At 70.9% G+C, this 26,273-nt stretch carries 22 protein-coding genes and 1 pseudogene; 7 read left to right on the top strand and 16 right to left on the bottom strand.

Features of this window, described 5'->3' with window-relative positions:
• Window positions 1-4 precede the first annotated feature (4 nt).
• Together DC008_RS01105 and DC008_RS01110 are read right to left on the bottom strand one after the other, a co-directional pair.
• Window positions 5-589: a DinB family protein gene (locus tag DC008_RS01105; protein WP_108705268.1), complete on the bottom strand. Its 585-nt coding sequence runs from the start codon at window positions 587-589 to the stop codon at window positions 5-7.
• Window positions 586-1,830, bottom strand: a complete 1,245-nt coding sequence (locus tag DC008_RS01110; RefSeq protein WP_108705269.1) for an MFS transporter — start codon at window positions 1,828-1,830, stop codon at window positions 586-588. The genes DC008_RS01105 and DC008_RS01110 overlap by 4 nt, the downstream gene beginning before the upstream one ends.
• An 88-nt stretch (window positions 1,831-1,918) precedes the next feature.
• On the opposite strand from DC008_RS01110, the gene DC008_RS01115 reads away from it, so the two are divergent.
• A complete protein-coding gene (locus DC008_RS01115; RefSeq protein ID WP_108705270.1) occupies window positions 1,919-2,902 on the top strand; it encodes a winged helix-turn-helix domain-containing protein in 984 nt (327 codons plus the stop codon).
• 53 nt (window positions 2,903-2,955) lie between these two features.
• Here the strand turns inward: DC008_RS01115 and DC008_RS01120 are convergent.
• Together DC008_RS01120 and DC008_RS01125 are read right to left on the bottom strand one after the other, a co-directional pair.
• Window positions 2,956-3,438: pseudogene (locus DC008_RS01120) on the bottom strand (NUDIX domain-containing protein); the annotation flags it as partial.
• A 38-nt stretch (window positions 3,439-3,476) separates the two neighbouring features.
• Window positions 3,477-4,076 (bottom strand): Rv1733c family protein, encoded by a 600-nt coding sequence (locus DC008_RS01125; protein ID WP_108705272.1) that lies wholly within the window; start codon window positions 4,074-4,076, stop codon window positions 3,477-3,479.
• A gap of 341 nt (window positions 4,077-4,417) precedes the next feature.
• On the opposite strand from DC008_RS01125, the gene DC008_RS01130 reads away from it, so the two are divergent.
• Window positions 4,418-7,030, top strand: coding sequence for an NPCBM/NEW2 domain-containing protein (locus tag DC008_RS01130; protein WP_244221310.1), 2,613 nt, complete (start codon window positions 4,418-4,420; stop codon window positions 7,028-7,030).
• A gap of 215 nt (window positions 7,031-7,245) precedes the next feature.
• Here the strand turns inward: DC008_RS01130 and DC008_RS01135 are convergent, their stop codons facing one another.
• Window positions 7,246-7,485: a S8 family serine peptidase gene (locus DC008_RS01135; protein WP_108705274.1), complete on the bottom strand. Its 240-nt coding sequence runs from the start codon at window positions 7,483-7,485 to the stop codon at window positions 7,246-7,248.
• A 135-nt stretch (window positions 7,486-7,620) separates the two neighbouring features.
• Window positions 7,621-8,319 (bottom strand): FadR/GntR family transcriptional regulator, encoded by a 699-nt coding sequence (locus DC008_RS01140; protein WP_108710505.1) that lies wholly within the window; start codon window positions 8,317-8,319, stop codon window positions 7,621-7,623.
• A gap of 151 nt (window positions 8,320-8,470) precedes the next feature.
• On the opposite strand from DC008_RS01140, the gene DC008_RS01145 reads away from it, so the two are divergent.
• Both DC008_RS01145 and DC008_RS01150 read left to right on the top strand, forming a co-directional pair.
• Window positions 8,471-10,207, top strand: coding sequence for an IlvD/Edd family dehydratase (locus tag DC008_RS01145; protein WP_108705275.1), 1,737 nt, complete (start codon window positions 8,471-8,473; stop codon window positions 10,205-10,207).
• 34 nt (window positions 10,208-10,241) lie between these two features.
• Window positions 10,242-11,429 (top strand): fumarylacetoacetate hydrolase family protein, encoded by a 1,188-nt coding sequence (locus DC008_RS01150; RefSeq protein WP_108705276.1) that lies wholly within the window; start codon window positions 10,242-10,244, stop codon window positions 11,427-11,429.
• Window positions 11,430-11,434: 5 nt separating this feature from the next.
• On the opposite strand, the gene DC008_RS01155 is transcribed toward DC008_RS01150, so the two are convergent.
• Window positions 11,435-12,295: a helix-turn-helix transcriptional regulator gene (locus DC008_RS01155; RefSeq protein ID WP_108705277.1), complete on the bottom strand. Its 861-nt coding sequence runs from the start codon at window positions 12,293-12,295 to the stop codon at window positions 11,435-11,437.
• Between the two features lie 133 nt (window positions 12,296-12,428).
• On the opposite strand from DC008_RS01155, the gene DC008_RS01160 reads away from it, so the two are divergent.
• Window positions 12,429-13,334 (top strand): oxidoreductase, encoded by a 906-nt coding sequence (locus DC008_RS01160; protein ID WP_108705278.1) that lies wholly within the window; start codon window positions 12,429-12,431, stop codon window positions 13,332-13,334.
• Between the two features lie 45 nt (window positions 13,335-13,379).
• On the opposite strand, the gene DC008_RS01165 is transcribed toward DC008_RS01160, so the two are convergent.
• From DC008_RS01165 to DC008_RS01180, 4 genes are all read right to left on the bottom strand, one after another.
• Window positions 13,380-15,755 carry a beta-xylosidase/alpha-l-arabinosidase gene (locus DC008_RS01165; protein ID WP_108705279.1) on the bottom strand — a complete coding sequence of 792 codons (2,376 nt, stop codon included), beginning with the start codon at window positions 15,753-15,755 and terminating at the stop codon, window positions 13,380-13,382.
• A 79-nt stretch (window positions 15,756-15,834) separates the two neighbouring features.
• On the bottom strand, window positions 15,835-16,731 hold the full coding sequence (locus DC008_RS01170) for a carbohydrate ABC transporter permease (RefSeq protein WP_108705280.1): 897 nt from the start codon (window positions 16,729-16,731) through the stop codon (window positions 15,835-15,837).
• Between the two features lies 1 nt (window position 16,732).
• Window positions 16,733-17,635, bottom strand: a complete 903-nt coding sequence (locus tag DC008_RS01175) for a carbohydrate ABC transporter permease (protein WP_108705281.1) — start codon at window positions 17,633-17,635, stop codon at window positions 16,733-16,735.
• A complete protein-coding gene (locus tag DC008_RS01180) occupies window positions 17,632-18,942 on the bottom strand; it encodes an extracellular solute-binding protein (RefSeq protein WP_108705282.1) in 1,311 nt (436 codons plus the stop codon). Before DC008_RS01180 ends, DC008_RS01175 begins: the two co-directional genes overlap by 4 nt.
• A gap of 337 nt (window positions 18,943-19,279) precedes the next feature.
• On the opposite strand from DC008_RS01180, the gene DC008_RS01185 reads away from it, so the two are divergent.
• Window positions 19,280-20,290 (top strand): LacI family DNA-binding transcriptional regulator, encoded by a 1,011-nt coding sequence (locus tag DC008_RS01185; RefSeq protein ID WP_108705283.1) that lies wholly within the window; start codon window positions 19,280-19,282, stop codon window positions 20,288-20,290.
• Window positions 20,291-20,333: 43 nt separating this feature from the next.
• Here the strand turns inward: DC008_RS01185 and DC008_RS01190 are convergent, their stop codons facing one another.
• Complete coding sequence (locus DC008_RS01190) at window positions 20,334-21,341, bottom strand: hypothetical protein (RefSeq protein WP_208645793.1); 1,008 nt, start codon at window positions 21,339-21,341, stop codon at window positions 20,334-20,336.
• A gap of 136 nt (window positions 21,342-21,477) precedes the next feature.
• Between DC008_RS01190 and DC008_RS01195 the strand changes: the two genes are divergently transcribed.
• A complete protein-coding gene (locus DC008_RS01195) occupies window positions 21,478-22,029 on the top strand; it encodes a hypothetical protein (RefSeq protein ID WP_208645794.1) in 552 nt (183 codons plus the stop codon).
• A gap of 85 nt (window positions 22,030-22,114) precedes the next feature.
• On the opposite strand, the gene DC008_RS01200 is transcribed toward DC008_RS01195, so the two are convergent.
• The 4 genes from DC008_RS01200 to DC008_RS01215 form a co-directional block, all read right to left on the bottom strand.
• The gene (locus DC008_RS01200) at window positions 22,115-22,843 is read right to left on the bottom strand and encodes a glycoside hydrolase family 11 protein (protein WP_108705284.1); all 729 of its coding nucleotides are present in this window, start codon (window positions 22,841-22,843) and stop codon (window positions 22,115-22,117) included.
• 305 nt (window positions 22,844-23,148) lie between these two features.
• Window positions 23,149-23,991: a helix-turn-helix transcriptional regulator gene (locus DC008_RS01205; RefSeq protein WP_108705285.1), complete on the bottom strand. Its 843-nt coding sequence runs from the start codon at window positions 23,989-23,991 to the stop codon at window positions 23,149-23,151.
• Window positions 23,992-24,229: 238 nt separating this feature from the next.
• On the bottom strand, window positions 24,230-25,006 hold the full coding sequence (locus DC008_RS01210) for a dienelactone hydrolase family protein (RefSeq protein WP_108705286.1): 777 nt from the start codon (window positions 25,004-25,006) through the stop codon (window positions 24,230-24,232).
• A gap of 91 nt (window positions 25,007-25,097) precedes the next feature.
• Complete coding sequence (locus tag DC008_RS01215; protein WP_108705287.1) at window positions 25,098-26,078, bottom strand: hypothetical protein; 981 nt, start codon at window positions 26,076-26,078, stop codon at window positions 25,098-25,100.
• Between the last annotated feature and the right edge of the window lie 195 nt (window positions 26,079-26,273).

Here is a 26,273-nt window from a genome sequence, read left to right on the forward strand (position 1 = left end):
CGTCCTAGAGTGTGATCGACGCTGCCGACCTGGCGGCCCGCTCGATCTTCTCGTGGTAGGCCGCGCGGGCCTCCTCGTCGATCGGCTGCTCGTGTTCGGGGCGCATGCCGGTCCGGCCGTCGAGGCCTTCGCGGAGGATGTCCGCGTGTCCGGCATGCCGGTTGGTCTCGCCGAGGACGTGGATCAGGATGGCGAGCAGGTTCGTTGTGGAGTGGGGGCCCGGCCACCACGGCACGTGGCCCGGGGCGTCGAGCGCAAGCTCGTCGATCGTCGCGTCCGAGTGTTCCCAGGCACGCCGGTAGAACGCGGTGATCTGAGCGCGGGACTCGTCCTCGGCCGCCCACTGATCGCTGCCGTCGTGGTCCTGCCAGCGGCACAGCGGTTCCGGGGACGGGCGGTCGAAGACCTCGCCGAAGTATCTGGCCTCGATCGTGGCCACATGCTTGACCAGGCCGAGGAGGTTGGTCCCTGTTGCCGTCAGAGGGCGGCGGGCGTCGTACTCGGACAGGCCGTCGAGTTTCCAGAGCAGTGCCTCGCGGTCCCTCCTCAGTCTGCGGTGCAGGTGGTCCTTCGTCGATGCGTCGTTCATGCGGCATGTTCCTTTCGTGGGCTGTGCGGTGGGTGCCAGGTGAGCATCCAGCCGGCGGTCAGCAGCGCCGCGCCGCCTGCCAGGGCCATCGCGCCGCCTGTTCCGGCGCCCGCGGCCATCGCGCCGAAGCAGGCCGGTCCGACGCCCTGGAGCGTCATACTGCCGGAGCCGAGCAGACCGAACGCCTGACCCTGTCCGTCCGGCGGCAGAGCGTGCAGGAACGGCCGTTGCAGGCCGAGCCCGTAGGCCAGTCCGAAGCCGGAGAGCAGCAACAGGCAGGACGAGACGCCCACGCCGGGCTCGGCGGCGAAGAGGAGGAGCGGCAGCCCGGTCAGCGCCGTCAACGGCACCACCAGTCGCTCCCGGGTCGGTGGCCGCAGCAGTCGGCCGATCAGCAGGTCACCGGCCAGCATGCCGACGGGCAGACAGCCCATCAGCACCGCATACCGGCCGGGGGCGAAGCCGTGTCCTCCCGCGTAGGCGACGATCAGGCCTTCCGCCGCCGTGACGAACGCGGGCGGGAGCCATTGGGCCAGCATCAGGCGGCGTACCGTGTGTCCGCGCAGCAGTCGGCCGGCCCCGTGCAGACTCGTGCGGACGGCCGCGCCACCGCCCCGATCGCCATCGGGTGGTTTCAGCCGGGGCAGCCGGATGCGGAGGGCGAGTGCGCAGCCGAGGTAGAGGGCGGCGCTCACCGCGAGGGCCCGGTGCGGGCCGAGTGCCGCGACGACCGCGCCTCCCAGGGCCAGACCGAACAACTGCGCGCCGGAGGAGGCGATGTTGTTCAGGGAACGGCCCAGTACGTAGGCGTCGCCCTTGAGCCACTGCGCGGCCAACCGGCTCGACGCGCCGCCGTACACCGGTGTGGCGAGGGCGACCAGCGCCATGACGCCGAGGCTTGCTGTGATCGGCATCGGCACCAGGGCGAGCAGCAGGGCGGTGGCGCACTCCAGAACGTAGCCGCCGGCGATGAGACCGCGGGGCGGGAGCCGGTCGGCCAGTGAGCCCAGTAACAGCGAGCCGAACAGCTGTGGTAGGAAGCCGATGCCGAACGCCAGTGCGCTCAACAGCGCGGAGCCGGTGACCGCGAAGACCAGCACCGAGTATGTGGTGATCCGCAGCGAACCCGCGGTGATCGCGATGGTGCGGGTCGCGAAGAGAAGCCGGAAGCGTGGTTCGGCCAGCACCTGCCGGTACGTGGCACCGTCGTTGCCCTGCACGGGTTCGGTGGTGGGGATCATGGGCAGAGCTTCGCGGTGTGCCCGCCGCCCTCACCAATGATTCGTCGCTGGACGAATCCAAGCAGGCGTCCGGCGATAGCATCGCGGGGTGCTCCGCTTCGAAGTCTCCGTCGAGGACCTGCTGCGCAGCCGCTTCGCCCTGTCGGCCGCGATGGACCTCTGCCTGCTCCTCCGCGCGCTCGTCGGCCTGAGCCAGCCGTTGACGTGGCCCTGGGCCACCCGGCTACAGCCCACCTTCGAACGGCTCCGCCGAGAGACGGAACTGGACGCCGTTCTCGCCCTGCAGACCTCGCGAGGCGGACCGGACTTCGTCGCCCCCGTCCCGCGTGGCCTCAACCAGACCTGGGCGGACGACCTGGCCATGATCCGGGCGACACCGCTGGAGGCTGCCCGCCGCGAGATCGCCACCTGCGTGACGACGGGTCCGTCCGCCCGCGATCCCCGTGTACGTGCGGTGCTGGACTCCGCGGACGCCGTGTCCCGTATCGCCGAGGCGATGGATTGGGCGTGGCACGAGTTGCTCGCCCCGGACTGGCCGCAGCTGCGCGCGATCTGCGAGCGCGATGTCGTGCACCGGGTGGGTGTGATCGGGGAACACGGCTGGGCCACGGCCGTCGAGAGCCTGCACCCGAGCATCGCCTGGCGCGACGGTGGTTTCGAGATCGGCTCCTTCCCCTCGGTCGGAAGTGTCCGTCTCGTCGGCGACGGGCTGCTGCTGATCCCTTCGGCCTTCGTCGGGAACATCGCCGCCCATCTGGAAGACCCCTGGCCCAGGACTCTGGTCTACCCCGCCCGCGGCACCGCCGCCCTGTGGGGCGAACAGGCGACCATCCGGCAACCGGACGCGCTGACCGCGCTTGTGGGCCGGGCGCGGGCCCGGCTGCTGTTGGCGCTGGACGCCCCGGCCAGTACGAGCCACCTCGCCCGCAGCCTCGCCATGGCGCCCGGGGCGGTCGGGGACCACCTCGCCATCCTGCGCGATGCGGGGCTGCTCGTGCGCGCTCGGTCCGGGCGGTCGGTGCTCTATCGGCGCACGCCGCTCGGTGAGGCACTGGTTGCCGGGTCTGGGTGAGGTATCAGGACGCGGGACTGCCTTGTGCGGGGGTGCCGTTCCGGGCGGGGGCTCCACGCAAGGTACCGATCGAAGATCTCCTGGCTGTCCGGGGTGTAGGTCCACTGATTCAGAGTTCCGCGTAGCTCGGGTTCGGTCAGCCGCCCGTGCCATGCCACCTCGTCCGGATCGGTGACGATCGGCTCCGAGAGCACCACATCGCACACCCCGAGCCAGTGGGGACTCAGCCCGGCACGGTTGAGGAACGTGAACCGCAGGCGCACCTCCGCCCGTATGCCCAGCTCTTCGGTCAGTTCGCGGGCAGCCGCCTGCGTGTATGTCTCGCCGACTCCGGCGGCACCTCCGACACCCAGTTCGTAGCGTCCTGGGAAACGGGACAGATGCCCGGCCCGACGATGGACGAGGAAGCGGCCTCGGTCGTCGCGGCACACCACCACCCCGACGCGGTGCAGCCAGCGCTCCCGGACCGCTTCGGACCGGCTGACCACTCCCAGCACCCGGTCCTGAACATCGACACGCTCGACAACTTCATCCACGAGGACACCGTCTCAGACACCACTGACATCCCCTTGGGTCACCGTCCGAAGCGCGCGGACCACAGTGGCTCCGTCCGGTCCCACTCGGCGTCCCACTGCGCGTACCGGCGGCGGTCCGGCAGCAGCCGCGCGCCCGCCCACAGAACGGAGACACCGAAACCCGTGCCGCACGCGACGATCGCGCCCGTGATCCAGCCGGTGGCCTTGGCGTTGAGCGCGCTCGCCGGCGGGCTGGTGACGTTGCCGCTCCGGTCCACCCACACGGCGACGGCGGCGCCCTTGGACGTTCCCGGCTTCACCAGGGCGGCCCCCGTCCGCACGGTGTCGTTCTCTTCGGTCCAACGGACCGGCACGGGCTGCTTCGCCACATTGCCGACCCGCGGGACGTCCACGGTCGCGCGTGCGGTGGCCTGGTGCCGTTCTGCCGCTGCGTTCCGCACCGTGCGCATCGACGCCTCGTACGCCGTCGTACCCGCGCTGTAGCCGGCCACCGGCAGTCCCACGACGAGCAGGGCCAGCAGGAAACGGTGGAACCACCACTCGAACCTGTCGGACGGACGCCTCAGCGGGTTCGCGCGCAGGGAGACGTGCCGCTTGCGCGGTGTGGGCGATGTACCGGGTGATCCTTGCGCGTTCATGGGTCGGCTCCAGCGGGTCGCTGGTCGCTCTCCCTTCCTGCGTCCACGTCGGGGCGCCGACGGGGGCCGGGTCTTGGGCCTAAGGTCCCCGAGGGGACGGCGATCAGCCCTGATCTCCGCGCTTCACATCCGGCCCCGGCTGCGGCGGCCACGCCGGCATCACTGACACCGACACCCGCACGGGCAACAGTGGTTGTGCGCACCCGGAGGGGGAAAGGATGTCCACGGTCCCCCAGCAAGACAACGATGTCGAGCCACGGACGGAGAACCTCGTGCGCACATCCCCCAGCACGGCACCAGGCAGATCGCACCGAAGTCGCCTCTCGGCCACTCTCACCCTGTTGCTGGGTGCCCTGCTCGCACTGGGCACCCTCCCCACGCCGGCCCACGCCGCCGACCGCAGCGAGCGCAGCTGGACCGTGCGCGAACCCGGCCGTCAACCGGCCGGAATCAGCGCGGTCGTCGACCTGGACGCGGCCGACGGGACGCTCACCCTGACCGCCCGCCGGGGCGCCACGACCGTGCTCGAACCGGCCCCGCTCGGCATCGCCACCAAGGACGCCGATCTCACCGAGGGGCTGCGCTTCACCTCCACCACCACACGCCAGGTCACCGAGCACTACACCATGACCACCGGCAAGCAACTGCGCCGCACGGCGCGGATGACCGAGTCCCGTTTCTCGTTCACGGGTGCCGGTGGAGCCCGACTCGACCTGCTCGTCCGGGTGGCGGACGACGGTATCGCCTACCGGTACGTGCTGCCGGGCAAGGGCGACATCACCGTGGTGCGCGAGGCGTCCGCCTTCCAGCTCCCCGGCACCGCACAGGCGTGGCTGGCCCCGTACACCCCGTACTACGAGGGCGAGTACAAGCCGGCCACCGCTGCCGACGCCGGTGACGGCTCGTACGCCTACCCGTCGCTCTTCCAGGTCGGTGACACGTACGCCCTGATCACCGAGTCCGACATCGACGGGCGCTACTCCGGTAGCCACCTGGCCCACGAGAAGGGCAGCGGACGCTACGGCGTCGAGCTGGCCGAGGGTGCCGCCGTCACCTCCGCTGGGCCGCTCACCACGCCGTGGCGGACGGTCGTCCTGGGCGACCTCGCCACCGTCACCGAGTCCACGCTGGTCGACGATCTCGCGGCGCCCTCCCGTATCGAGGACACCTCCTGGATCCGCCCCGGCAAGGTGGCGTGGTCCTGGCTGGACGGCTTCGCCGCCGCCCAGCGCAGCCTCTCCACCCAGCAGCGCTTCGTGGACTACAGCGCCGCGCACGGCTGGCAGTACACCCTCGTCGACGACGGCTGGAAGACGACGAAGTGGATGCCCGAGTTGACCGAGTACGCACACCGGCGGGGCGTGGGCGTCCTGGTGTGGGTGCACTGGACCGATCTGGACACGGCGGCCGAACGGGCCGAGTTCCTGCCCCGCATGAAGAAGTGGGGCGTGGCCGGGCTGAAGATCGACTTCATGGACTCGGACTCGCAGGACCGCTTCCGCTGGTACGACGAGATCCTGCGGGACACCGCCCGTGAGAAGCTGCTCGTCAACTTCCACGGAGCGTCGGTGCCCAAGGGCATCCAGCGCACCTGGCCGCATGTGCTGACGGTGGAGGCGGTGCGCGGCGCCGAGTACGGCAACGTCCCCGCGTCCCACGTGACCGCTCTGCCCTTCACGCGCAGCGCGGTCAGTTCCACGGACTACACGCCGATGGCTTTCCAGTTCGGCACGCGCACCGTCTCCGACGCCGCCGAACTCGGGTTGTCCGTCGTCTTCGAGTCCGGGCTGCAGCACTTCGCGGGGTCGATACGCGCCTACCAGGACCGTCCGGAACTGGAGCGGTTCCTGGAGCAGGTCCCCGCCGTGTGGGACGAGTCGCGGCTGCTGTCCGGCCGGCCCGGGGAGAACGCCACCTTCGCCCGTCGCCAGGACGGCCGTTGGTTCCTGGGCAGCGTCAGCGCTGGATCGAGCGGCACGCAGGACGTCTCCCTGGACTTCCTCGGTGGCGGGCGCTGGCTCGCGGAGGTGATCCGGGACGGCGACGACGGCCTGGTCCGCGAGACCCGTACGGTCACGCGCCGCGACACCCTGCACGTGCCCACCGCTGAACACGGCGGTTTCGCCGGGGTCGTCTGCAAGGCCGCCGCGGGACGTGAGACGTGCGACCGGCCGGTGACGCGCCTCCCTCTGACCTCCCTGACGGTGGACCCGTCCAAGGCCGAGGTGGACTCGGGCGCGTCCGTCGACATCGCCGGCCGGTTCGCGGTCGAACAGTCCGGACCGGCATCGGACGTGACGCTGTCCCTGCGCACTCCCGAGGGCTGGAAGGTCAAGGGCGACGCCCCTCAGGCGGACCAACTGCCCACCGGGAAGGACCTGTCGGGCACGTGGACCGTCAGCGTGCCGCAGGACGCACGGGAAGGCGGCCATGACGTCGTGGTCTCCGCCGAGTACCGCGCCCCGGGCGGACGGGTGCTCCACGTCGACCGTACGGTGCGGGTGTTCGTCTCGCCGCCCGGCGTCGACTACGTCAGCAACCTTCCGTTCGCGTCCGAACGCAACGGCTGGGGCCCGGTCGAACGTGACCAGGCGAACGGCGAACGGGAAGCTTCTGACGGGGCCCCGTTGACCATCCACGACACCACGTACGACAAGGGTCTCGGGATGCACGCCGACGCCGAGGTCGTGGTCGAACTGCAGGGCGCCTACCGTGAGTTCACCGCGTCCGTGGGCGTGGACGACGAGGTCGGCGACCGGGGAAGCGTGACCTTCGAGGTCCTCGCGGACGGCGTCGTGGTTGCCACCACGAAGGTCCTCACCGGCACCGACGCGGCCCAGACTCTGGACGTGGACGTCAGCGGCGTCCAGAAGCTCGCCCTGCGTGTCAGGGACGGCGGCGACGGGGTCGACTACGACCACGCCGACTGGGCCGACGCACGCCTCACGACGTAGGGGGCACAGGAGACATGAGTGGCGGCCCGAGATCCGGTGGCGGGCCGCCACGCGCGTTCAGCGGCAGGACGGCTACTGACCCTGATATGGGGGCTGTTGCGCGTAAGGGTTGGGCTGCGGTGGTGCCTGCGGCGGTGCGTAGCCGTGCTGGGGGGCTCCGTCGGGGTAGGGGTGGTAGCCCACCGGAGGCTGCTGGGGCGGGTAGGGGCCGCCCGTCATGTGCGGGGGCATGCCGCTCTGCGGAGGTCGGGGTGTGTGGTGTCGACCCCCGAGTCGATCACCGCGACGGTGACGCCCTCACCCTGGGATACGGCCCACACGTCCTCCGCCGCGTAGGCCTTCAACGCCCACTGCTGGTCCCTCACATAGTCGGCCGAGGCAGTCGGAGCCGAGGCGAGGAGCACACCGCCTGCCAGTGCCATGACAGCGGTCGCGGACCCAATGCGCCTGCTCAAGTCTTTGCACTCCGTTTCCCCCGGGGCCGGTACCGCCGGCCGTGACGCGATCCGGGCCCACGCTAGAGAATCAGGTGGCAGGAGCGAACTCCGCCTGTGCGCGACCAAGACAGCGGGAATGGCAAACGAGCGGGCTCAAGCCGGGTCGTCCGGCAGGCCCGGTGAGCGGGCGATCTCCTCTTCCGCGGCTTCGATCAGGGCCAGTACGGCGGTCGCCGCGGCCCTCGGGTCGTGCGCCTCGACGGCCTTCACGATGGCCCGGTGGCCCGGCAGCGAGTGCTCCACCGCGCCCGGGGTCTGGGTGCTGATCACGAAGCTGTGCTCGAGGGCGATCTCGACGGCGCGGCCCAGTGAGCCGAGGAGGCGGTTGCCGCCGGCGTCGAGGAGGGCGCGGTGGAAGGCGATGTCGGCCTCCACGTATGCGGCGCGGCCGGGGGACGCCGCCGCGGTCTCCATGGTGGTCAGGGCGTCGTACAGGGCGCGTACGTGGCCGGGGTCGGCCCGTTCGGCGGCGAGGCGGGCCGCGGCGGGCTCGACGATGCGCCGCAGTTCGCTCGTGTCGCGCAGCAGGGCCGCGGCGTCCCCGGCCTGTTTCCAGCGCAGTACGTCGGGGTCCAGGTGGTTCCACTGTTCGGGGGGCAGGACGCGTGTGCCGGTGCGTGGCCGTACGCGCAGCATTCCCTTGGCGACAAGGGATTTGACCGCTTCGCGCAGGACTCCGCGACTGACGCCGATCTCGGCGGCGAGGGTGTCCTCGACGGGCAGCGGGTCGCCGGTCTCCCAGGCGCCGTCGACGATGCGCTGACCGAGTTCGTCGACCACGCGCTGGTGCATGGTCGGGAAGTGCGCCACGGTCTTCGTTCACCCCCTGGACGGCATTCATCGAATCATTTAATGATTGGGGCACAGGGTACGGGCTGCGGGTGCACGCCCGCCAGTGCCGCATCGCCGAGTGGGACGACGTCTGAGCCACGGGAGTGTGCACATGACCGACCGACGCACGACGGATCGCCGCAGCCAGGCATGGTTCGGCGCACAGGGGCGCGGCGGGATGGTGTACCGCTCCTGGATGCGCAACCAGGGTCTCGGGGCGGAGGTGTTCGACGGGCGGCCGGTGATCGGCATCGCGACCAGCGCGTCCGAACTCGCGCCGTGCAACGCCCACTTGACCCGGGTCGCCGAGGCCGTCAAGCGTGGTGTGTGGCAGGCGGGCGGGCTGCCGCTCGCGTTCCCCACGATGGCCACCGGCGAGACGCTGATGCGCCCGACCGCCATGCTGTACCGCAACCTCATGGCCATGGAGGTCGAGGAGCTGATCCGGGCCAACCCGCTCGACGGTGTGGTCCTGCTGTCCGGCTGCGACAAGACGACCCCGGCGATGCTGATGGGCGCGGCCAGCGTGGATCTGCCCGCGGTGATGGTGACCGGCGGGCCGATGCTCAACGGCAAGTACCGCGGCGAGGACGTGGGTTCGGGCACCCATGTGTGGAAGTTCGAGGAGGACCTGAAGACCGGGCGGATGACCGAGGAGGAGTGCTTCTTCGCAGAGGGCTGCATGGCCCGCTCCAACGGTCACTGCATGACGATGGGCACCGCCTCGACGATGGCCTGTGTGGCCGAGGCGCTCGGGATGCAGTTGCCGGGCTCGGCGGCCTGGCCGGCGGTCGACTCCCGGCGGATGGAGACAGCGCAGGCGGCGGGGCAGCGGATCGTGGCCATGGTGGAGGAGGGACTGCGGCCCTCCGACATCCTGACGCGGGAGGCGTTCGAGAACGCCATCCGGGTCAACGCGGCCATCGGCGGTTCCACGAACGCCGTCATCCACCTCACCGCCCTCGCCGGACGCGTGGGCGTCGAGCTGGACCTGGGGGACTTCGACGCGCTGGTGCGCGCGGTGCCGACGCTGGTCAATCTGATGCCGAGCGGCAAGTACCTCATGGAGGACTTCTGTTACGCGGGCGGGCTGCCCGCCGTCATGGCCGAACTGCTCGCGGGGAAGCTGCTGCACGGGAGTGCGGTGACGGTGACCGGTCGTACGGTCTCCGAGAACACCGAGCCGGCCGAGCGGTTCGGCTCCGAGGTCATCACGCCTCTCGACGCCCCGTTCCAACCGGCCGGGACCGGTATCGCCGTCCTGCGGGGCAACCTGTGCCCGGACGGCGCCGTGATCAAGCAGTCCGCGGCCTCACCGCATCTGCTCACCCATCGCGGGCCCGCCCGGGTCTTCGACTCCCCCGAGGCGTATCACGAGGTCGCCGACGACCCGGATCTCGACGTCGACGAGAACACCGTCATCGTCATCCGCAACGCCGGTCCGAAGGGGTATCCCGGCATGCCCGAGGTCTCCAACGTGCCGTTGCCCGCCAAGCTGTTGAAGGCCGGGGTCACGGACATGGTGCGGATCTGCGACGGGCGGATGAGCGGCACCGGCTACGGCACGGTCGTCCTGCACGTGGCGCCGGAGGCCGCCGTGGGCGGACCGCTCGCCCTGGTCCGCGACGGCGATCCCGTCGTCCTCGACGTCCCGAACCGCACGCTGCACCTGGACGTCGACGACGCCGAGCTCGCGCGCCGCCGTCAGGAATGGACACCGCCCGTCGAGCAGTACGCCGGCGGCTACACCTGGCTCTACACCCAGCACGTCGAACAGGCGGACCGCGGCGCCGACTTCACCTTCCTGCGCGGCAGTCGCGGACACGCGGTCCCCCGCGACTCCCACTGAGCCCCGTCACGTCCGCAGTCAGGAGAGCAGCAGCGTGGAATCGGCAACAGCTCGCCCCCGTCCGGTCCTCGACCCCGACGCCGTACTGCCGGACGACGCCGACGGGGCCGTCCTGGTCGCACGCGTCCACGACCCGGAGGCGGACGGGCCGTGCGTGGCGGCGGTGCGCGGCGAGCAGGTCGTCGACCTGACGGCTCACTCCCCCACCGTCTCCGACCTCATGGAGCGCGACGACGCGGCGACCCTCGTCCGCGAGGCCGACGGCGGACGTGCCTGGCCCCTGCGCGACCTGCTGCAGGCACCGCCAGGCCGCCTGGACATACCGCATCTCCTCGCGCCCATCGACCTCCAAGTCATCAAGGCGGCGGGCGTCACCTTCGCCCGGAGCCTGCTGGAACGGGTCATCGAGGAACGCACCGGCGGCGACCCAGCCCAGGCCGCGAGGGTGCGGGCCCGTGTGGTGGAGGTGGTGGGCGGCAGACTCGACGGCATTCGCCCCGGGTCACCGGAGGCGGCCAAGGCCAAGGAACTCCTGCTCACCGAAGGGCTGTGGTCGCAGTACCTGGAGGTCGGCATCGGACCGGACCCGGAGGTCTTCACCAAGGCCCCCGTCCTGTCCGCGGTCGGCACCGGCGCCGAGATCGGCGTCCTCGGCTCCTCCGTGTGGAACAACCCGGAGCCGGAGGCCGTCCTGGTCGTGGACTCGCGCGGCCGGGTGCGCGGCGCGACGCTCGGGAACGACGTCAACCTCCGCGACATCGAGGGACGCAGCGCCCTGCTGCTGTCCCGCGCGAAGGACAACAACGCGTCCTGCGCGATCGGCCCGTTCGTGCGCCTGCTCGACGACGACTTCGACCTCGACGCCGTACGCGCGCTGGACATCGACCTGCGGGTCGAGGGCCCCGACGGCTACATCCTGCGAGGCAGCAGCTCACTGCGCGAGATCAGCCGCGACGTACTGGACCTGGTGGCCGCGACGCACGGAGCACACCACCAATACCCCGACGGCTTCGTCCTGTTCACCGGCACGCTCTTCGCCCCGACGGAGGACCGACAGGCACCCGGCGCCGGCTTCACACACGAGTACGGCGACATCGTCACGATCTCCAGCCCACGACTGGGCGCCCTGGTCAACACGGTCGTGCCCAGCGAGGAGGCGGCGCCGTGGACGTTCGGGGTGGGGGCGCTGATGCGGAGCCTCGCGCGGCGGGGGCTGTTGTGAGCCCCTCAGGGCCGGGCCATGCGCGTGGCGTGCAAGGAGGCCAGGAGGCGTAGGCGGTCCTCGTCGGGTGAGTCTGGTTCCGGCGTGAAGACCAGGAGGAAGGGGCCGGGGCGGCCGGGGAGCGGGTAGGTGCTCCACTCCAGGGTGAGTTCGCCGACGGCGGGGTTGCTGAAGGTCTTGGTGCCGCTCACCGAGGCGCGGACGTCGTGGCGGGCCCACAGGCGGCGGAACTCGGCGCTGCGGATGCTCAGTTCGCCCACGATCGCCGTGGCTCTCGGATGCGTCGGGTCGGCCGCGACGGCCGCGCGCATCATCCCGATGTAGTCCAGCGCCTGCCGTTCCCAGTCGGCGCAGGTACGACCGGCGGTCAGCTCGTCGTCGAAGAGCAGCAGGAGCATGTTCAGGCGGTCGGGCGGGAGGTCGTCCGGGGCGCCGAGCAGTGCCTCGGCATGCTGGTTCCAGGCGAGAAGGTCGAGGTGTCTGCCCAGTACGACCGCCGGGGTGTGCAGGACCCGTAGGAGCCGGTGGGTGCTGTCCGGGACGACCTCGGGCGCGCGGTCCACCTGGGTGCGCTTGGGGCGGCGCGCTGCGTGCGCCAGCGTGAACAGATGCCGGCGCTCCTCGTCGTCGAGGGCGAGCGCGGTCGCCAGGGCGTCCAGGACGCCGTCGGAGGGCCGTACGTCCCTGCCCTGTTCCATCCGCTGGTAGTAGTCGGTGCTCAGACCGGCCAGCAGGGCGAGTTCCTCGCGACGCAGCCCGGTGACCTTGCGGCGGCCTCCGGGCTCCAGGCCGACGTCGGCCGGGTGCAGCCTGTTGCGCCGGGCACGCAGGAAGTCGCCCAGTTCACGGGCGTACGGATGGGGCATGCCGCCAGTGTCCCCCGGCGCCGGCCGCCCAGGGTAGGTCTCGTGGACCTAGGGAAACGGGGACGACGGAGTTCGGCCGGACCCCTCCTACCGTCGTGGTCCCCCGGCATCGTCACACCCCCAGGAGCAGCAGATGAGCGGATGGACCGTCGACCACATCCCCGATCAGCACGGCAAAATCGTCGTCGTCACCGGCGCGAACTCCGGGCTCGGCCTGGTCACGGCAACCGAGCTGGCCCGGCGCGGGGCGCATGTCGTGCTCGCCGTGCGCAATCTTGCCGCGGGTGAGGAGGCCGCCCGCCGCATCCGGGGCACCACCGAGGTCCGTGAGCTCGACCTGGCGTCGCTGGCGTCGGTGCGGGCGTTCGCCGCGAGACTCACCGCCGACCACCCCTCGGTCGACGTGCTGGTCAACAACGCCGGCCTGGTGCATCTCGGACCCCGCCGGACCACCGCCGACGGGTTCGAACTGCACCTCGGCACGAACATGCTGGGGCCCTACGCCCTGACCGGTCTGCTGCTCGACGCGCTGGCCGCGGGGTCCGGCGGCCGGGTGGTGTCCCTCAGCTCGATCACCCACAAGAACGCACACATCGACTTCGACGACCTGATGTCCGAGCGCGGCTATCGGGCGGCCCCCGCCTACGGGCGCTCCAAGCTCGCCACCACCCTCTTCGGTGTCGAACTGGACCGGCGGCTGCGGCGCGCCGGACTGCCCGTGGTCAGCGCGCTGGCCCATCCGGGACTGACCCGCACCAATCTCACCCCGCGGGCCTGGGAGCACCGTGGCCGGCTCGGGCGGGTGATCGCGGCGGGGGGTGTGCTCGCCGCCCAGTCCGTGGAGCAGGGGGCGCTGCCGCAGTTGCGCGCGGCGGCTGACCCGGGCGTGCGGGGCGGGCAGTTCTTCGGGCCCGGGCGGCTGTGGGAGACCCGTGGGCCGGTGACCGAGGCCCGCCTCGGCAGGGAGGCCGCCGACCCGGCCGTCGCCCGTCGTCTGTGGGCGGCCGCGGAGGACCTGACCGGCGTCCGTCACCCCTGAGAGGCGGGTGCGGGCGCTCCTGACCAGCGCCGCGCACCCGCCTGTTCAGGTGGTCGGTTCCTGCAGGATCGTGGCGTGCAGCCGCCGTGTGTGGTCCACGTGGCGCTCGGCTCCGGTCAGCGTCACCCGGGCCGTCAGACGCCGGTCCGCGCTGGAGGCCGACAACCGGAGTTCCAGATCGCCCGGTTCGACGATGCGTCGGCCGTCGCGTCCGGTGAAGGAGGCCAGGTCGGCAGGGACGGCGATGCGCAGGCGCCGGGCCTCCCCCGGCTCCAGTGCGACCCGGGTGTAGCCGATGAGGCGTTGCATCGGCTGTACGACGGAGGCCACCGGGTCGTGCAGATAGAGCTGGACCACCTCGGTGCCGGACCGCTCCCCCGTGTTGCGGACCGTGAGAGAAAGCGCGAACTCGCCGTCCGTCGGCGCCTCTTGGGCCTCCACAGCCAGGTCCGTCCACTCGAAGCGCGTGTAGGACAGGCCGTGGCCGAAGGCGAACGCGGGGGTCGGGTCGATGGTGGACACCTGGCTGGCGTGCGAGAGGGGCGCCCCGAGGTAGGTGCCCGGCTGGGCGCCCGGCCCGCGCGGCACGCTGACCGGCAGACGTCCGGAGGGATTGACCCGGCCGGCCAGCACTCCGCCGATCGCCCGCGTTCCCTCCTCCCCCGGGAAGAAGGACTGCACGATCGCCGTCGACTTCCCCACCGCGCGGCCGAGGGCGTACGGGCGGCCGGCCAGCAGCACGGTCACCACCGGCGTATCCACGTCCAGCAGCGCGTCGAGGAGTTGTTGCTGCGCGCCGGGCAGGGCGAGTGTCGCGACGTCGCAGCCCTCGCCGCTGGTGCCCCGGCCGAAGAGCCCGGCGCGGTCGCCGAGCACCACCAGGGCGACGTCGGCCTCGCGGGCCAGCCGTGTCGCCTCGGCGAGGCCGGAGAGGTCTCCGTCGTCGACGCCGGTGCCCCGGGCGTACGTGATCTCGGCGTCGGGGAACTCCGCGGCGAGCGTCTCGCGCAGGGTCGGCAGCTCGATGCCGAGCGGGGTGTCGGGGTGGCGGACGCCGATGTGCTGCGGGAAGGAGTAGCAGCCGAGTACGGCGGCGGGTTCGTCGGCGTTGGGGCCGATCAGGGCAATGCGCCGCGGCCGGTCCAGCGGCAGGGTGCCGTCGTTGCTCAGCAGCACGATCGCCTGCTCGGCGAGCGTGCGGGCCAGGGCGCGGTTTGCCGGGCCGTCCAGGTCGATGCGGCCGCGCAGGGCGGACGGGTCGTCCTCGTCCGTCGCGTCGAGCGCTGCCGGCAGGGGGTTCCAGTCGGGGTCGAGCAAGCCCAGGGCCACCTTCTGGGTGAGGATCCGACGTACGGCGCGGTCGACCAGGGCCTCGGGTACGCGGCCGTCGGCGACGGCCTCGGTCAGGGGTGCGCCGTACGTCTTGACGTTGGGCAGTTCGACGTCGATGCCGGCGCGCAGGGCCGTGCCGGCGGCGTCCGCCCAGTCGGCCGCGACGCCGTGCAGGGTCTTCAGGAAGGCGATGGCGAAGTAGTCGGCGACGACGGTGCCGTCGAAGCCCCAGGTGTCGCGGAGCAGTCCGGTGAGCAGGGCCTCGTCGGCGGCGGAGGGGATGCCGTCGGTGTCGGTGTAGGCGTTCATGACGGAGCGGGCGCCGCCCTCGCGGATCGCCATCTCGAAGGGGGGCAGGAGGACGTCGGCGCGTTCGCGCGGTCCCATGGAGGTGGGGGCGAGGTTGCGTCCGGCGCGGGAGGCCGAGTAACCCGCGAAGTGTTTGAGGGTCGCGACGATTCCGGCGGACTCCAGGCCCTGGACGTAGGCGGTGCCGAGGGTGCCGACGAGGTAGGGGTCCTCGCCGATGGTCTCCTCGACGCGGCCCCAGCGGGCGTCCCGAACGACGTCCAGGACGGGGGCGAGGCCCTGGTGCACGCCGACCGAGCGCATGTCGCGGCCGATCGCCTCGGCCATCGCGCGGACCAGGGCGGGGTCGAAGGCGGCGCCCCAGGACAGCGGGACGGGGTAGGCGGTGGCGCCCCAGGCGGCGAAGCCGGCCAGGCACTCGTCGTGGGCGAGGGCGGGGATGCCGAACCGGTTCGTCGCGGCGATCCGGGCCTGGGTACGGGCCAGGGAGAGGGCTCCGAGTGCGGGGTCGACGGGGACCGTGCCGAAGGGGCGGGTCAGTTGGCCCAGGCCGGTGGGCAGGAGGGCGTCGAGGTCGACGGGCTCCTCCATCTCGTGCTGATGGGGGGCGACTTCGCCGCCCTCGTCGGAGGCTCCCACCCAGACTCCGTACAGCTGGGCGGTCTTCTCTTCGAGGGTCATCGCGTCGATGAGGGCGTCGACTCGTGCGGAGACGGGGGCGGTGGGGTCGTTCCAGAGGGCGATGGCGGAGGTGTTCTCTACGGCCACGTCGGCGTTCACTTTCCTCCCACGCCCGTCGGGCCCCCGAGCGGGGAGCGACGGGCGAACCGTTGGACGAGTGGGTCGGTGTCCGCGCCGGTCAGCGGCTGAAGCCCGCGGTCAGGCCGCTGAGCAGCTGACGGCGGCCGAAGGCGTACAGCACCAGGACAGGCAGGGTGGTCAGGACGACGGCGGCGAGTACGGCGGGGACGTTGACGCCGTACTGGCCCTGGAAGGTCCACAGCGCGAGCGGCAGGGTGCGTCGGTCTGGGCTCTGGGTGAGGACCAGCGGCAGCAGGAAGCCGTTCCAGATGGTGAGGGCGTTGAAGATGGACACGGTGAGGATGGCCGGCCGGGTCAGTGGTGCCGCCAGCCGCCACAGCGTCGTCCACTCGGTGGCGCCGTCGCCCCGCATCGAGTCGAACAGTTCCTTGGGCACGTCCCGGATGAAGTTGGCGAGCACCAGCACCGACAGCGGGATGGCGAAGGCGATCGCGGGGAGGATCAGCGCCAGCAGGCTGTCGTAGAGCTGGAGTTTGATGATGATCAGGTAGACCGGGATGATCGTCGCCTGCAGCGGGATGGCCAGGCCCATCAGGAACAGCCCGTTCATGGCCCGCAGGACGCGCATGCGCCAGCCGCGGACGATCGCGTACGCCGCCATGAAGGAGACGACGACCGCGGGTACGACGGCGCCGACGGTCACCACGACGCTGTTGAGGAAGTACTGCAGGAAGTCGGACTCGATGACCAGCCGGTAGTTCTCCAGGGTCGGGTCGCTCGACGGCACGAGCGGGTTGCTCGCGTAGTAGCGGGTGCGGGCCTTGAAGCTGGTGATGAGGGTCCAGTAGAGGGGTACGGCCACGACGGCGAGCCACAGCCATCCGGCCAGGCCGCCGAGCCAGTTGCGCCGGCCGGTCGCCGAGCGGGTGCGGCGTGGCCCCTCGATGTGGGTGGTCTTCCGGGGTCGTGGCGTCTTCGTCAGGGTGGTGGTCACGTCAGGCCCCCTCGAGCTGGCTCGCGCCGGCGTCCCGGCCGCCGAGGCGGCGTAGCAACAGGGCGAGGGCGAGACCGACGAGGACGAGGATGACCGCGATGACGCTGGCCGGTCCCATCAGGCTGGCCTGGAAGCCCCGCTTGTACATGTCGAGGGCGAGGACGCGGGTGGCGTCGCCCGGACCGCCCTCGGTCAGGACGAAGATGAGGTCGAAGAAGGTCAGCGATCCGACGACCATCAGCGTGGACGAGGTGATGATGGTGTACTTCAGCTGCGGCAGCGTGATGCTGAAGAACTGCCGGACCCGCCCGGCGCCGTCCAACTGGGCCGCTTCGTAGAGGGACTTGGGGATCTGCTGGACGCCGCCCTGGTAGATCAGGGAGTGGAACGGGACGAACTGCCAGGAGACGACGAAGATCACGACTCCGAACGCCAGTCCCGGCCGGCCCAGCCAGTCGCGGCTCAGTTCCTGGATGTCGAGGCCCGCGCCCAGCCCGAAGTTGGGGTCGAGCAGGGCTTCGTAGGCGATCGCGATGGCGGCGGAGCTGAGCATCAGCGGGACGAAGTACACGACGCCCAGCACGGCACGGTAGCGCTGGCGGCCCGCCAGGAACGTGCCGAGCAGGATGCTGATCGGTGTCTGTACGGCCCAGGACACGGCCATCACCAGGAACGTCACCCACAGCGCGTGCGGCAGGCCGGGGTCGGAGAGCACCGCGCGCCAACTGGTCAGTCCCGTGGCGCGGATGGTGCCGATGCCGTCCCAGGTGGTGAAGCTCAGCAGGAAGACGCCGACGAGCGGGACCACGGCGAAGCCGACGAAGACCAGCAGCGCCGGCGTCGCCAGCCACGGCAGGATGCTCCGTGACCGGCGGCGCGACGGATGGCCGGTGACCGCACTCATGCGTTGGTGACCGCGTTGAGGTTGCCGGCGAACTGCTTCGGTGAGATGGACAGCTGGAACAGCTTGACGATGTTGTCCAGCAGGGTCTCGGCGGCCGTCGGACTGAGCGCCTGGTCCCAGGACTGGACGAACACCTTGGCCTTGCTGGCGATGTCGTACGTGAACTGCAGGAAGTCGGCGTTGTCGGAGGCGGCGAGCAGCTTCTCCGTGCCCAGCTTGATCGGCACGGACCCGTTGCCGATCCACTGCTTCACCTCCTCTTCCTGGAGGACGCCCTTGGCGAAGTACTCCTTCGCCACCTTCTTCTCCTCGGCGCCGGCCTTCGAGGAGATGGAGAGGTACTGGGCGGGGTTGCCGACGGTGTCGCTGAGGTCGCCCTTGCCGCCTTCGACAGGCGGGAAGGTCATGTAGCCGAGCGAACCGCTGGAGACGAAGTCCCCGCCGTCGGCCTGCTGGATGCCGTACGACCACGCGCCGTGCAGCATCATCGCGGCCCTGCCCGTGTAGAGCAGCGCCTGGTCGGCGTTGGAGTCGGCGGTGATCGAGGAGAAGCCCTTGACGAAGCCGCCGGCCTCGACGAGGTCCTGCAGCTTGGTCAGCGCCTTGATGGCGTCCGGGTGGGACCAGGCGTTCTTCTCACCCTCGATGGCGGCCTGGAAGACCTCCGAGCCGCCGATGCGGTCGAACAGGAACTCCAGCCACATCATGTTCGTCCACCGGGACTGGCCGCCGAGGGCGAACGGCGCGATGCCCTTGGCCTTGAACTTGGGTACCAGCGCCATGATGTCGTCCCAGGACTCCGGCGGCTTCACACCGACCTTGTCGAAGACCTTGCGGTTGTAGTAGAGGATGATCGGCTGGACCGTCTCGCACGGCATCGCGTAGATCTTGCCGTCGACGGTGGCCGCGCCGAACGAGGACGGGAAGAGGCTCTTCTTGAGGTCGGCGTGCTCGCCGAACCAGGAGGTGAGGTCCTCGACCTGGCCCGCCTCGGCGTAGGCCCGCAGCGTTCCGCCGCCCCAGCCCCAGATGATGGTGGGCGCCTGACCGGCACCGATGGCGGTCTTGATCTTCGTCTTGTACGCGTCGTTCTGGTAGGTCGTGTCCTCGATCTGGGTGTCGGGGTTGGCCTTGTTGAAGGCCTTCACGGCGCCGGACCTGACGCCTTCCTGCGGCTGTCCGTTCAGGTACCAGTAGGTGGCACCGCTGCTCTTGCCGGGCCCCGAGGAGCCGCCGCAGGCCGCCAGGGCCGCGGAGGCCGGCACGGCGGCGGCCAGGCCGAGGAGGGTACGTCGAGAGAGCGCCATGATTTTTCTCCGCACTCGGGAGCCGTCGGCGTCCCGTGAGTCATGGTGAAAGGTTTTCGAAAGTTCGCTCTTCGTGCTCTGTCCGAGCAAGCTAGGTTTCGGGCTGATGCCGTGTCAATACGTGTGCAGCGACGTCGTTTCGTGGGCAGAGTCCTTGCAGTTACAGGGCTTGAGCGGGTTCCGAGGGCACCGACGCGGATTCCGAAAGTCTTTCGAAACAGGCTGGCAGGTGGAGGGTGGCGCGAGGTCGGCTCCGGTACGGTTGAGGGGATTCGCCCGCGTGACCCGCCCGGCCGGCGGGTAGCCACACCGGTGGACCTGGAGCTGAGAGGAACCGATGCGACCGAACGCCAGGCGCACCACGTTGGCGGACATCGCCCAGGCAGCCGGGGTCTCCGTGGCGACCGTGTCCAAGGTGGTCAACGGACGCGGTGACGTGGCGGCGCACACCCGCGTCCGGGTGCAGGAACTGCTGCTCCAACACGACTATCTGGCACCGGTGTTCCGCCACACCGAGGCCGTGGAGAGCCCCACCATCGAGGTGCAGTTCCAGGGCGGCCTCAAGTCGTATGTGGCGGAGGCCCTGGAGGGCATCATCGACGCGGCCGCCGCGTCGGGAGCGTCGGTGGTGGTCAGCAAGGCGTCCAGCGCGCCGCACTGGGCCCGGAACCTGGTCTCGGCCGGGCGCCGCGCCGTCATCGCGGTCACCAGCGTGTACACCACGGCCCACATGGACGAACTGGCGCGTTCCGGACTTCCGTTGGTCGTTCTGGACCCCCTGCACCTGCCGGACAGCCGGGTCACCAGCGTCGGGGCGACGAACTTCGCCGGCGGCCTGGCGGCGACACGGCACCTTCTCGCCCTGGGACACCGGCGCATCGCCTATCTCGGCGGACCCGCCATGGCGGTCTGCAACCAGGCACGTATGCACGGCTATCGGGCCGCGATGGAGGCCGAGGGGGCGTGCGTGCCGGATGCCTACGTCCGGCCGGGCGAGTTCACGTACGAGACCGGGCTGCTCGGCGCGGCCGCGCTGCTGGACCTGGACGAGCCTCCTACGGCGGTCTTCGCGGGCAACGACGAGATCGCGCTCGGTGTCGTCGAGACGGCTCGCGCCCGAGGTCTGCGCGTACCGGAGGATCTGAGCGTGGTCGGCTTCGACGACACGAGCCTCGCCGAGATGGCGTCACCGCCGCTGACCACCGTGCGCCAGCCGCTCCGGGAGATGGGCGCCGCGGCGCTGCGGACGGCGCTGAGGCTGGCCAACGGGGAGAAAGTCGAGTCCCATCACATCGAGCTCGCCACGGAGTTGGTCGTGCGGGCGTCCACGGCGGCGCCGCGCGGGTGAGAGTGGGCCGGCCGGTGGCGGCATGAACCGTGGCGGTGGGACGTCATCCGCGCCGACGCCACCAGCGGCCCCGGCGCGGTGCCTTCGCCGGGCCCGGCAGGACGGCGGGAGCGGTCAACTCGGTGAGCAGGCGCCGGTAGGCGGACGGGTGCCTGGCGAAGTCCGCGCCTGCCGCAAGGGCGATGAAGTCGGTGGTGTCCTGCCCGCGGAGCAGGTCGACCGTGGTCTGGGCGAATCGCTCCGCCAGGTTGTCCCGCTCCGCCTCGGCCAGCAGCGGGCGCAGCTCGACGACCGCTTCCGTGGCCCTCGACCGGGCGGCCGGGCCGATCTGCAGCATGGTCCCCAGTCGGGCGGCCGGGGCGGCCGCCTGGAGCGGCCCGTGCAGCCGGTCGGCGAGTGCTCGTGCGGCGGCCGCCGTCTCCCCCGTCTCCGGGCCCGCCTCGCGCAGCACCCAGAGAGCGGTCACCAGCGGGGAACCGAGACCGTTGCCGGCGTCCGGAGGCAGAGTCTCGAGGCGGCCGGCCTCCCTCACCACCGCGACGGCTCGTTCGTACTCCTCGGCCACCCGGCCCGCTGCCTCGGACAGGTTCGTGGCGCGCCGGATGAGCCGGGTCTGCACTCCGAGAACCCGGGGCAGGGCCCGCAGATTGCCGCCGACCAGGCCGACAGCGATCAACGGCGTGCCGAGCATCAGAAGGACCTCCGGCGGGGAGGACGCCTCGTCGGTGGAGAGGTTCCACAGGTCTCCCCGCCGCGGTCCTTCGGTGACCATGTAGCCGGTGTCCCAGCCGTGGCTGCTGCCGTCGTACCTCGGCGCTTTGAGGAGGTCGGGACGGGCTGGATCGCAGCGGTAGGGGGCTTGCCTCGTGCGGTGGTGATAGGGGTCGTTCCACTGGACCGTGCAGGATCCGTCGGGTTTCTCGTCGAGCACCGTCAGGTCGATCTGCCGGACGTCCTCCGCGCCCGACCCGGTGGCGTACAGGCCCACCGCGCAGGCGAAGAGCAGGACCCCGGCCGTCAGCACCCATCGGAAGAAGGGAACATGCCTCATCTCGCCGCCTCCCCGTGACAGACCGTCAGTGTTCCGCGATCCGGGTGGGGCGGGCAGGGGGTCACTGCGGCAGCGTTCGAGCGGACCTCGCTGCCGGGTCGTGACAGCGGGCCGGGGCTGGTTATGCTCCGCCTTCATGGGCGACGACACGGACACGGGAAAGCGCCGCTTCCTGGTTCTGCACGACTACGGGATGGGCGGTTGCTGGTGGTGGGTCCGCGCGCGTTCCGAGCGGGAGATCCTCGAGACGTTCGCGTGGGTCGAGGTGGTCGGCGACCCGGAGGCGGTGGCGTCCCGCCGTCAGGACGGGGACGTGGAGGAGGTCGACATCGACGCTCCTCACATGCCTCCTGGACTGGACGGTATGCGCGCCGAGCGTGACGCCCAGCGTGGGCGTGAGGGCTTCGGTGCGCTCGCCGGGAGAGAGGTCGTCTTCCTGCGGCAGCCCTTCGACGAGGAGGGCGAGGATCCAGCCGTGTACCTGATGGAAGTGGGGTCCGACGGACGTCGCATGCGGCAGGTGGAGGTGGCCGAGGACGGGACCGCCGTGCGCAGTGGCCCTGACGACTGGCCGTTCAACCCGCCCGTCGTGGATCTCTTCGATCCGGTGCTGGTCGGTCAGGAGATCAGCCGGAGCGAGTTCGAGGAGTGGTGGGCGACGGCTCGTCAGGTGGACGCTGAGGTGTAGGGCCGGGCTCTGGTCGGCCCACGATCACGGCTGCGGGACCGTCGGCGGGCGGTACCGCAGCCGTTTCCTGTTCGTCGGGTCGGGGTCAGCCGCTGACCGTGATCGTGGAGCTGCCGCTGCTCTGGTAGCCCTCGGTGGCCATGATCATGTAGTACCTGAACTGGCCGAGGTTCATACCGGCACGCGCCCACGCGTCGAAGTGGTTCCCCGTGGTGATGGTGCCGGAGCCGCTGGTCACCTTGGACTGCCGGACGCTCCAGTACTGGTCGAAGGTGCGGGTGCCCTCGACGGAGGGGGCGTTGTACCGGGTCGTCTTGTAGATGTCGTACGTGCCGCCGTCACTGTAGACGGTGCCCCGGTACTCGCCGGTGGGGCGGTAGCTGCCCCAGTTGTCGACGATGTAGTACTCGACGAGCGGGTTCGAGGTCCAGCCGTAGAGGCAGCCGTATCCGTTGCCCGACGGGTTGAAGTAGCCGGTGTAGCGGACCGTCCTGCGTCCACCGTTGTTCCAGCCCTTGCCCGCGACGAAGTTGCCGCAGTTGGTCCACCGGGTGCTGTAGCTGCCGCCCCCGTTGAGCGTCATGGACACGGAGCCGCCGCCGTCGGTCCAGAAGGAGTAGTACATGCCGTCGTAGCCGGTCTGGTTGGTGGTGATGGTGGTGGCGGCGTGTGCGGTGCCGGGCAGCAGCAGCCCGGACCCGGCGGCGAGCGCGGCGGCGCCCGCGCCGGTCCCGACGAGGAAGCCTCGCCGGCTCAGGCCGCCGAAGGGGGCGGGGTTCTCGATCCTGTCCTGCTGCGAACCGTTCTGGTGCATGTGGCCTCCCGATGAAGGTCGGTGGGGGTTGGGCGGCTTGTGCCGCCCGCGGCCTTGCAGAGAAACGTGGCGGGTCGTGGGCCCCGGGGGACGTGACGACCGACCGTCACTTCTGTCGTTCGGTGGCCCACAGTGTTCGTACGGCGGCATGACCCTGTCAATAGTTTCGGCATTCTTTCGGAAACAAGGCCGTAACGTGCCATGCCTGCTGGGGTGTTTATTCGCAGTTCATGCGGGGTGCACTAGACACCTTCAGCGAATCTGTATGTAGTTCGAGAGCACTCTGACCGCAATCTCGAGAGTTATCATCGAAACTTTCGAACGACCGCATCGTCGGCGCGCAGGGAGCCCAGGAGGACCAGGGCCTCGGTCGAGGGGCTGCCCGGTTCGGCGTGGTAGATGACGAGTTGCTGGCCCGGTGCGTCGCGGACGTCGAAGGACTGGTAGGTCAGGGAGAGAGGGCCGACGTCGGGGTGGAGGAGTCGCTTGGCGTCCTGCGTCTTGCCGCGCACACTGTGTCGCGCCCACAACCGCCGGAACTCAGGGCTCTGTTCGCTCAGTGTGTCCACGAGGTGGCGTAGACGCGGATGCCCGGGGTCGAAGCCGCTCGCCTGGCGCAGGTTGGCGACGACGGCCTGCGCGGCCCGGTCCCAGTCCCGGTAGAACTGCCGTCCGGCCGGGTCGAGGAAGGTCATGCGGGCCAGGTTGTCCGCGGGGTCGAAGGGGACGTACAGCGCCTCGGCCAGGGCGTTCGCGGCCAGGAGGTCGAGGGTGCGGTTCATCACGAACGCCGGCGTGTGCGGGTAGCCGTCCATCAGCTGCCGCAGCGCCGGGCTGACGTGCTCGGCGGTGTGGAGGGAGCCGCCGCTGTCAGGGGCGACTCCGGCCAGGCGGTGAATGTGGTCGCGGGCGTCCGTGTCGAGCAGGAGGGCACGGCTCAGCGCGTCCAGTACCTGTGTCGAGGGGTGGCGCTCGCGGCCCTGTTCCAGCCGGGTGTAGTAGTCGGCGTTGACGCCGGCCAGGACGGCGACCTCCTCGCGGCGGAGTCCGGCGACCCTGCGTACGCCGTGACTCGCCATGTCGACGTCCTCCGGCCGCAGGCCGGCCCGGCGTGCGCGGAGGAATTCCCCGAGGTGGTTGTCGTTCATGCCTCAAGGCTAAGGGCCGTCCCGTCATTCCCGGCGGGCGCGCGACGTCAGCTACGGCACCTCGCCGCGTTGTCGGGTCGTCCGCATACATCCAGTATGCGGACGGCCCTCCGCCTTGCGATGCACCGCATCTGACGCCGCGCGCTGATCCACCGGGAATGACGGGACAGCCCTTAGGCAGGGGCCGCCCGGGCTGCCTGGGTGTGACGCACCCAGGCAGCCCGGGCGACCGTCGGACTCACTTCAGATGTCGGGCCAGGAACCCGGCCGCGCCCTCCCCCGCGAACTCCGGCACGCCGGTGTGGCCGCCCATGTTGGCGTTGAGGGACTTCTCCTTGGAGCCGAAGGCGTCGAAGAGGTCCAGGGCCGCCTGCCGGTCGTTGCCCTCGTCGTCCCACTGCAGGAGGACGTGCAGGGGAATGGTGACCTGCCGAGCCTCTTCGACGACGGAGCGCGGCACGAAGCTTCCGGCGAAGAGCACGGCTGCCGTGATGCGCGGGTCGACCGCCGCGAGGCGGACGCCGATGGAGATCACTCCTCCCGAGTACCCGACCGGGCCGCCGATCTCCGGCAACGCGAGGAGGGCGTCCAGGGCGGCCTGCCATTCCGGGACCGCCCGGTCGACGAGCGGGAGGACGAGGGCGTCGACGATCTCGTCGCCGACGGGTTCGCCGGCTTGCATGACCCGGCGGAATGCGGCCCGGGCCTCCTCGAGGGCGGGCCAACGGGGCCGGTCGCCACTGCCCGGAAGCTCGATGGTGGCGGAGGCGAAGCCGTCGGATGCGGCGGCGCGGGCTCGCGCCGCCAGCCGGGGGTACATCTTGTCCAGACCGAGCGGGGGGTGGCCGAGGAGGATCAGCGGAGCCGGTTCGGTGGCGGAGGCGGAGGCGGGCGTCCAGAGGATGCCGGGGATCTCGCCGAGGGTGAATCCGCGTTCGAGGACGCCTTCGTCGGCAGGCTGGTCGTCGGCACGCTGTTGGCCGGCGGGCCGTTCGGACGTGAAGTGAAGGGACATGATCGTTCCTTTGGGGAGTGCGCTGGACGGCGCTCCCGGACGACCTATCGCCCGACCGTGACCCCGGAGGAGAGCACCCACGTCGATACGTTCACGGGTACCACCTCCTCGTTCTCTCGCACGGCCTCCGTGAAGCTAGCAGCGCCTCTGGCTGGGGCGCCAACGGTTTTCCGTTCGCGGTCAGTCGCCGGGCTCGGGGATCAGCCGCCGCTCGGGCCTCCTGCCGCGCACTTCGCGCCGTTCCGTGTCGGTGTCGTTGCCGGGATCGGCGTCGTTGTCGCCGTCGGGGGGCGAGCAGCGCACGGGCCGCCGTCACGAAGTCGCCGCGCGCCGCCTCGCATCGCGCCAGGGCGTCGGCGTGTTCGCTGCCCATTCGCAGGGCCACCTCCCAGGACGGGTCGCTGAGCGGGGCGCGGGTCTGGTCGGGCGTGAACAGGCCGCACGCGTCCACGGCCTCCGTCGCGCGCTGCCGCACGGCGTCGTAGGCGTCCCTGCCGATCTCCCCCCTCTCCATCCGGTACACGGCCTCGCGCAGTTGGGTGAGCGCCTGATGGGCCGCGCGGGCCGGCGCGGACGACGATCCGCCGTCGGATGTGTCCGCCGTCGCGGCGCCGGTCGCGCTGTTCAGCAGCCGCATGGCGGTGGCGCGCGGGGCCAGGCGCAGAGCGTGTTCGGCGGCTGTGAGGCCCGGTTGATGCGCCGTCCGCGCGCGGAGTGTGAGCGAGGTCGGGCCCTCCAGTTCGACCACCGTGAAAGCCGCGGTCACCGCGCGCGAGGCCGCGGGCAGGGCGCCGGACGCCTCCTCATGGGCGTCGAGGAGTTCCGGCCGTGCCGCCGGCTCCCTCACCTCGTCGAGCGCCGTGACGAAGGCGGCGTAGGCGTCCCGTCTGATCTCGCGGCGCCACTGTTCGTGGGCGGCGCGCTGTGCCGCGTACGCCTGGTCGAGTGCCGCCCGGTACGTGGTGTCCGCCTGTGCCAGGACGGCGTCCGCCTGGGCGATGGCTCCGCGCAGTTGGATCCGGGCACCGCCGGTGCGCCCAGAGCGCCGACGGCCACACCCAACAGCGTGCACACCGCTCCGGCGACCGTCTCCATGCCGTCACCACCACCCATGGCCGAACGCGGGCTGTGTGGTTGCGAGTTCGGTCGGTATGGATGAGGGCTGTGCTGTGGAGTGTCGACTGCGCATGGTCCGATCCTGCCATCGGCTCCCTGCCGGGCGGGTGGTGATCGTGTGCCGGGCACCGCTGATCTACGCCGTTGCCGG

Origin of the sequence: Streptomyces nigra, from assembly GCF_003074055.1 — a bacterium.
GTDB lineage: Bacteria > Actinomycetota > Actinomycetes > Streptomycetales > Streptomycetaceae > Streptomyces > Streptomyces nigra.

Excerpts from the sequence above, each read along its gene's own strand:
- DC008_RS01105 (WP_108705268.1), bottom strand. The coding sequence starts at position 589 with ATGAACGACGCATCGACGAAGGACCACCTGCACCGCAGACTGAGGAGG.
- DC008_RS01110 (WP_108705269.1), bottom strand. The coding sequence starts at position 1,830 with ATGATCCCCACCACCGAACCCGTGCAGGGCAACGACGGTGCCACGTAC.
- DC008_RS01125 (WP_108705272.1), bottom strand. The coding sequence starts at position 4,076 with ATGAACGCGCAAGGATCACCCGGTACATCGCCCACACCGCGCAAGCGG.
- DC008_RS01140 (WP_108710505.1), bottom strand. The coding sequence starts at position 8,319 with ATGCACCAGCGCGTGGTCGACGAACTCGGTCAGCGCATCGTCGACGGC.
- DC008_RS01145 (WP_108705275.1), top strand. The coding sequence starts at position 8,471 with ATGACCGACCGACGCACGACGGATCGCCGCAGCCAGGCATGGTTCGGC.
- DC008_RS01155 (WP_108705277.1), bottom strand. The coding sequence starts at position 12,295 with ATGCCCCATCCGTACGCCCGTGAACTGGGCGACTTCCTGCGTGCCCGG.
- DC008_RS01160 (WP_108705278.1), top strand. The coding sequence starts at position 12,429 with ATGAGCGGATGGACCGTCGACCACATCCCCGATCAGCACGGCAAAATC.
- DC008_RS01175 (WP_108705281.1), bottom strand. The coding sequence starts at position 17,635 with ATGAGTGCGGTCACCGGCCATCCGTCGCGCCGCCGGTCACGGAGCATC.
- DC008_RS01180 (WP_108705282.1), bottom strand. The coding sequence starts at position 18,942 with ATGGCGCTCTCTCGACGTACCCTCCTCGGCCTGGCCGCCGCCGTGCCG.
- DC008_RS01185 (WP_108705283.1), top strand. The coding sequence starts at position 19,280 with ATGCGACCGAACGCCAGGCGCACCACGTTGGCGGACATCGCCCAGGCA.
- DC008_RS01190 (WP_208645793.1), bottom strand. The coding sequence starts at position 21,341 with ATGAGGCATGTTCCCTTCTTCCGATGGGTGCTGACGGCCGGGGTCCTG.
- DC008_RS01195 (WP_208645794.1), top strand. The coding sequence starts at position 21,478 with ATGGGCGACGACACGGACACGGGAAAGCGCCGCTTCCTGGTTCTGCAC.
- DC008_RS01200 (WP_108705284.1), bottom strand. The coding sequence starts at position 22,843 with ATGCACCAGAACGGTTCGCAGCAGGACAGGATCGAGAACCCCGCCCCC.
- DC008_RS01205 (WP_108705285.1), bottom strand. The coding sequence starts at position 23,991 with ATGAACGACAACCACCTCGGGGAATTCCTCCGCGCACGCCGGGCCGGC.
- DC008_RS01210 (WP_108705286.1), bottom strand. The coding sequence starts at position 25,006 with ATGTCCCTTCACTTCACGTCCGAACGGCCCGCCGGCCAACAGCGTGCC.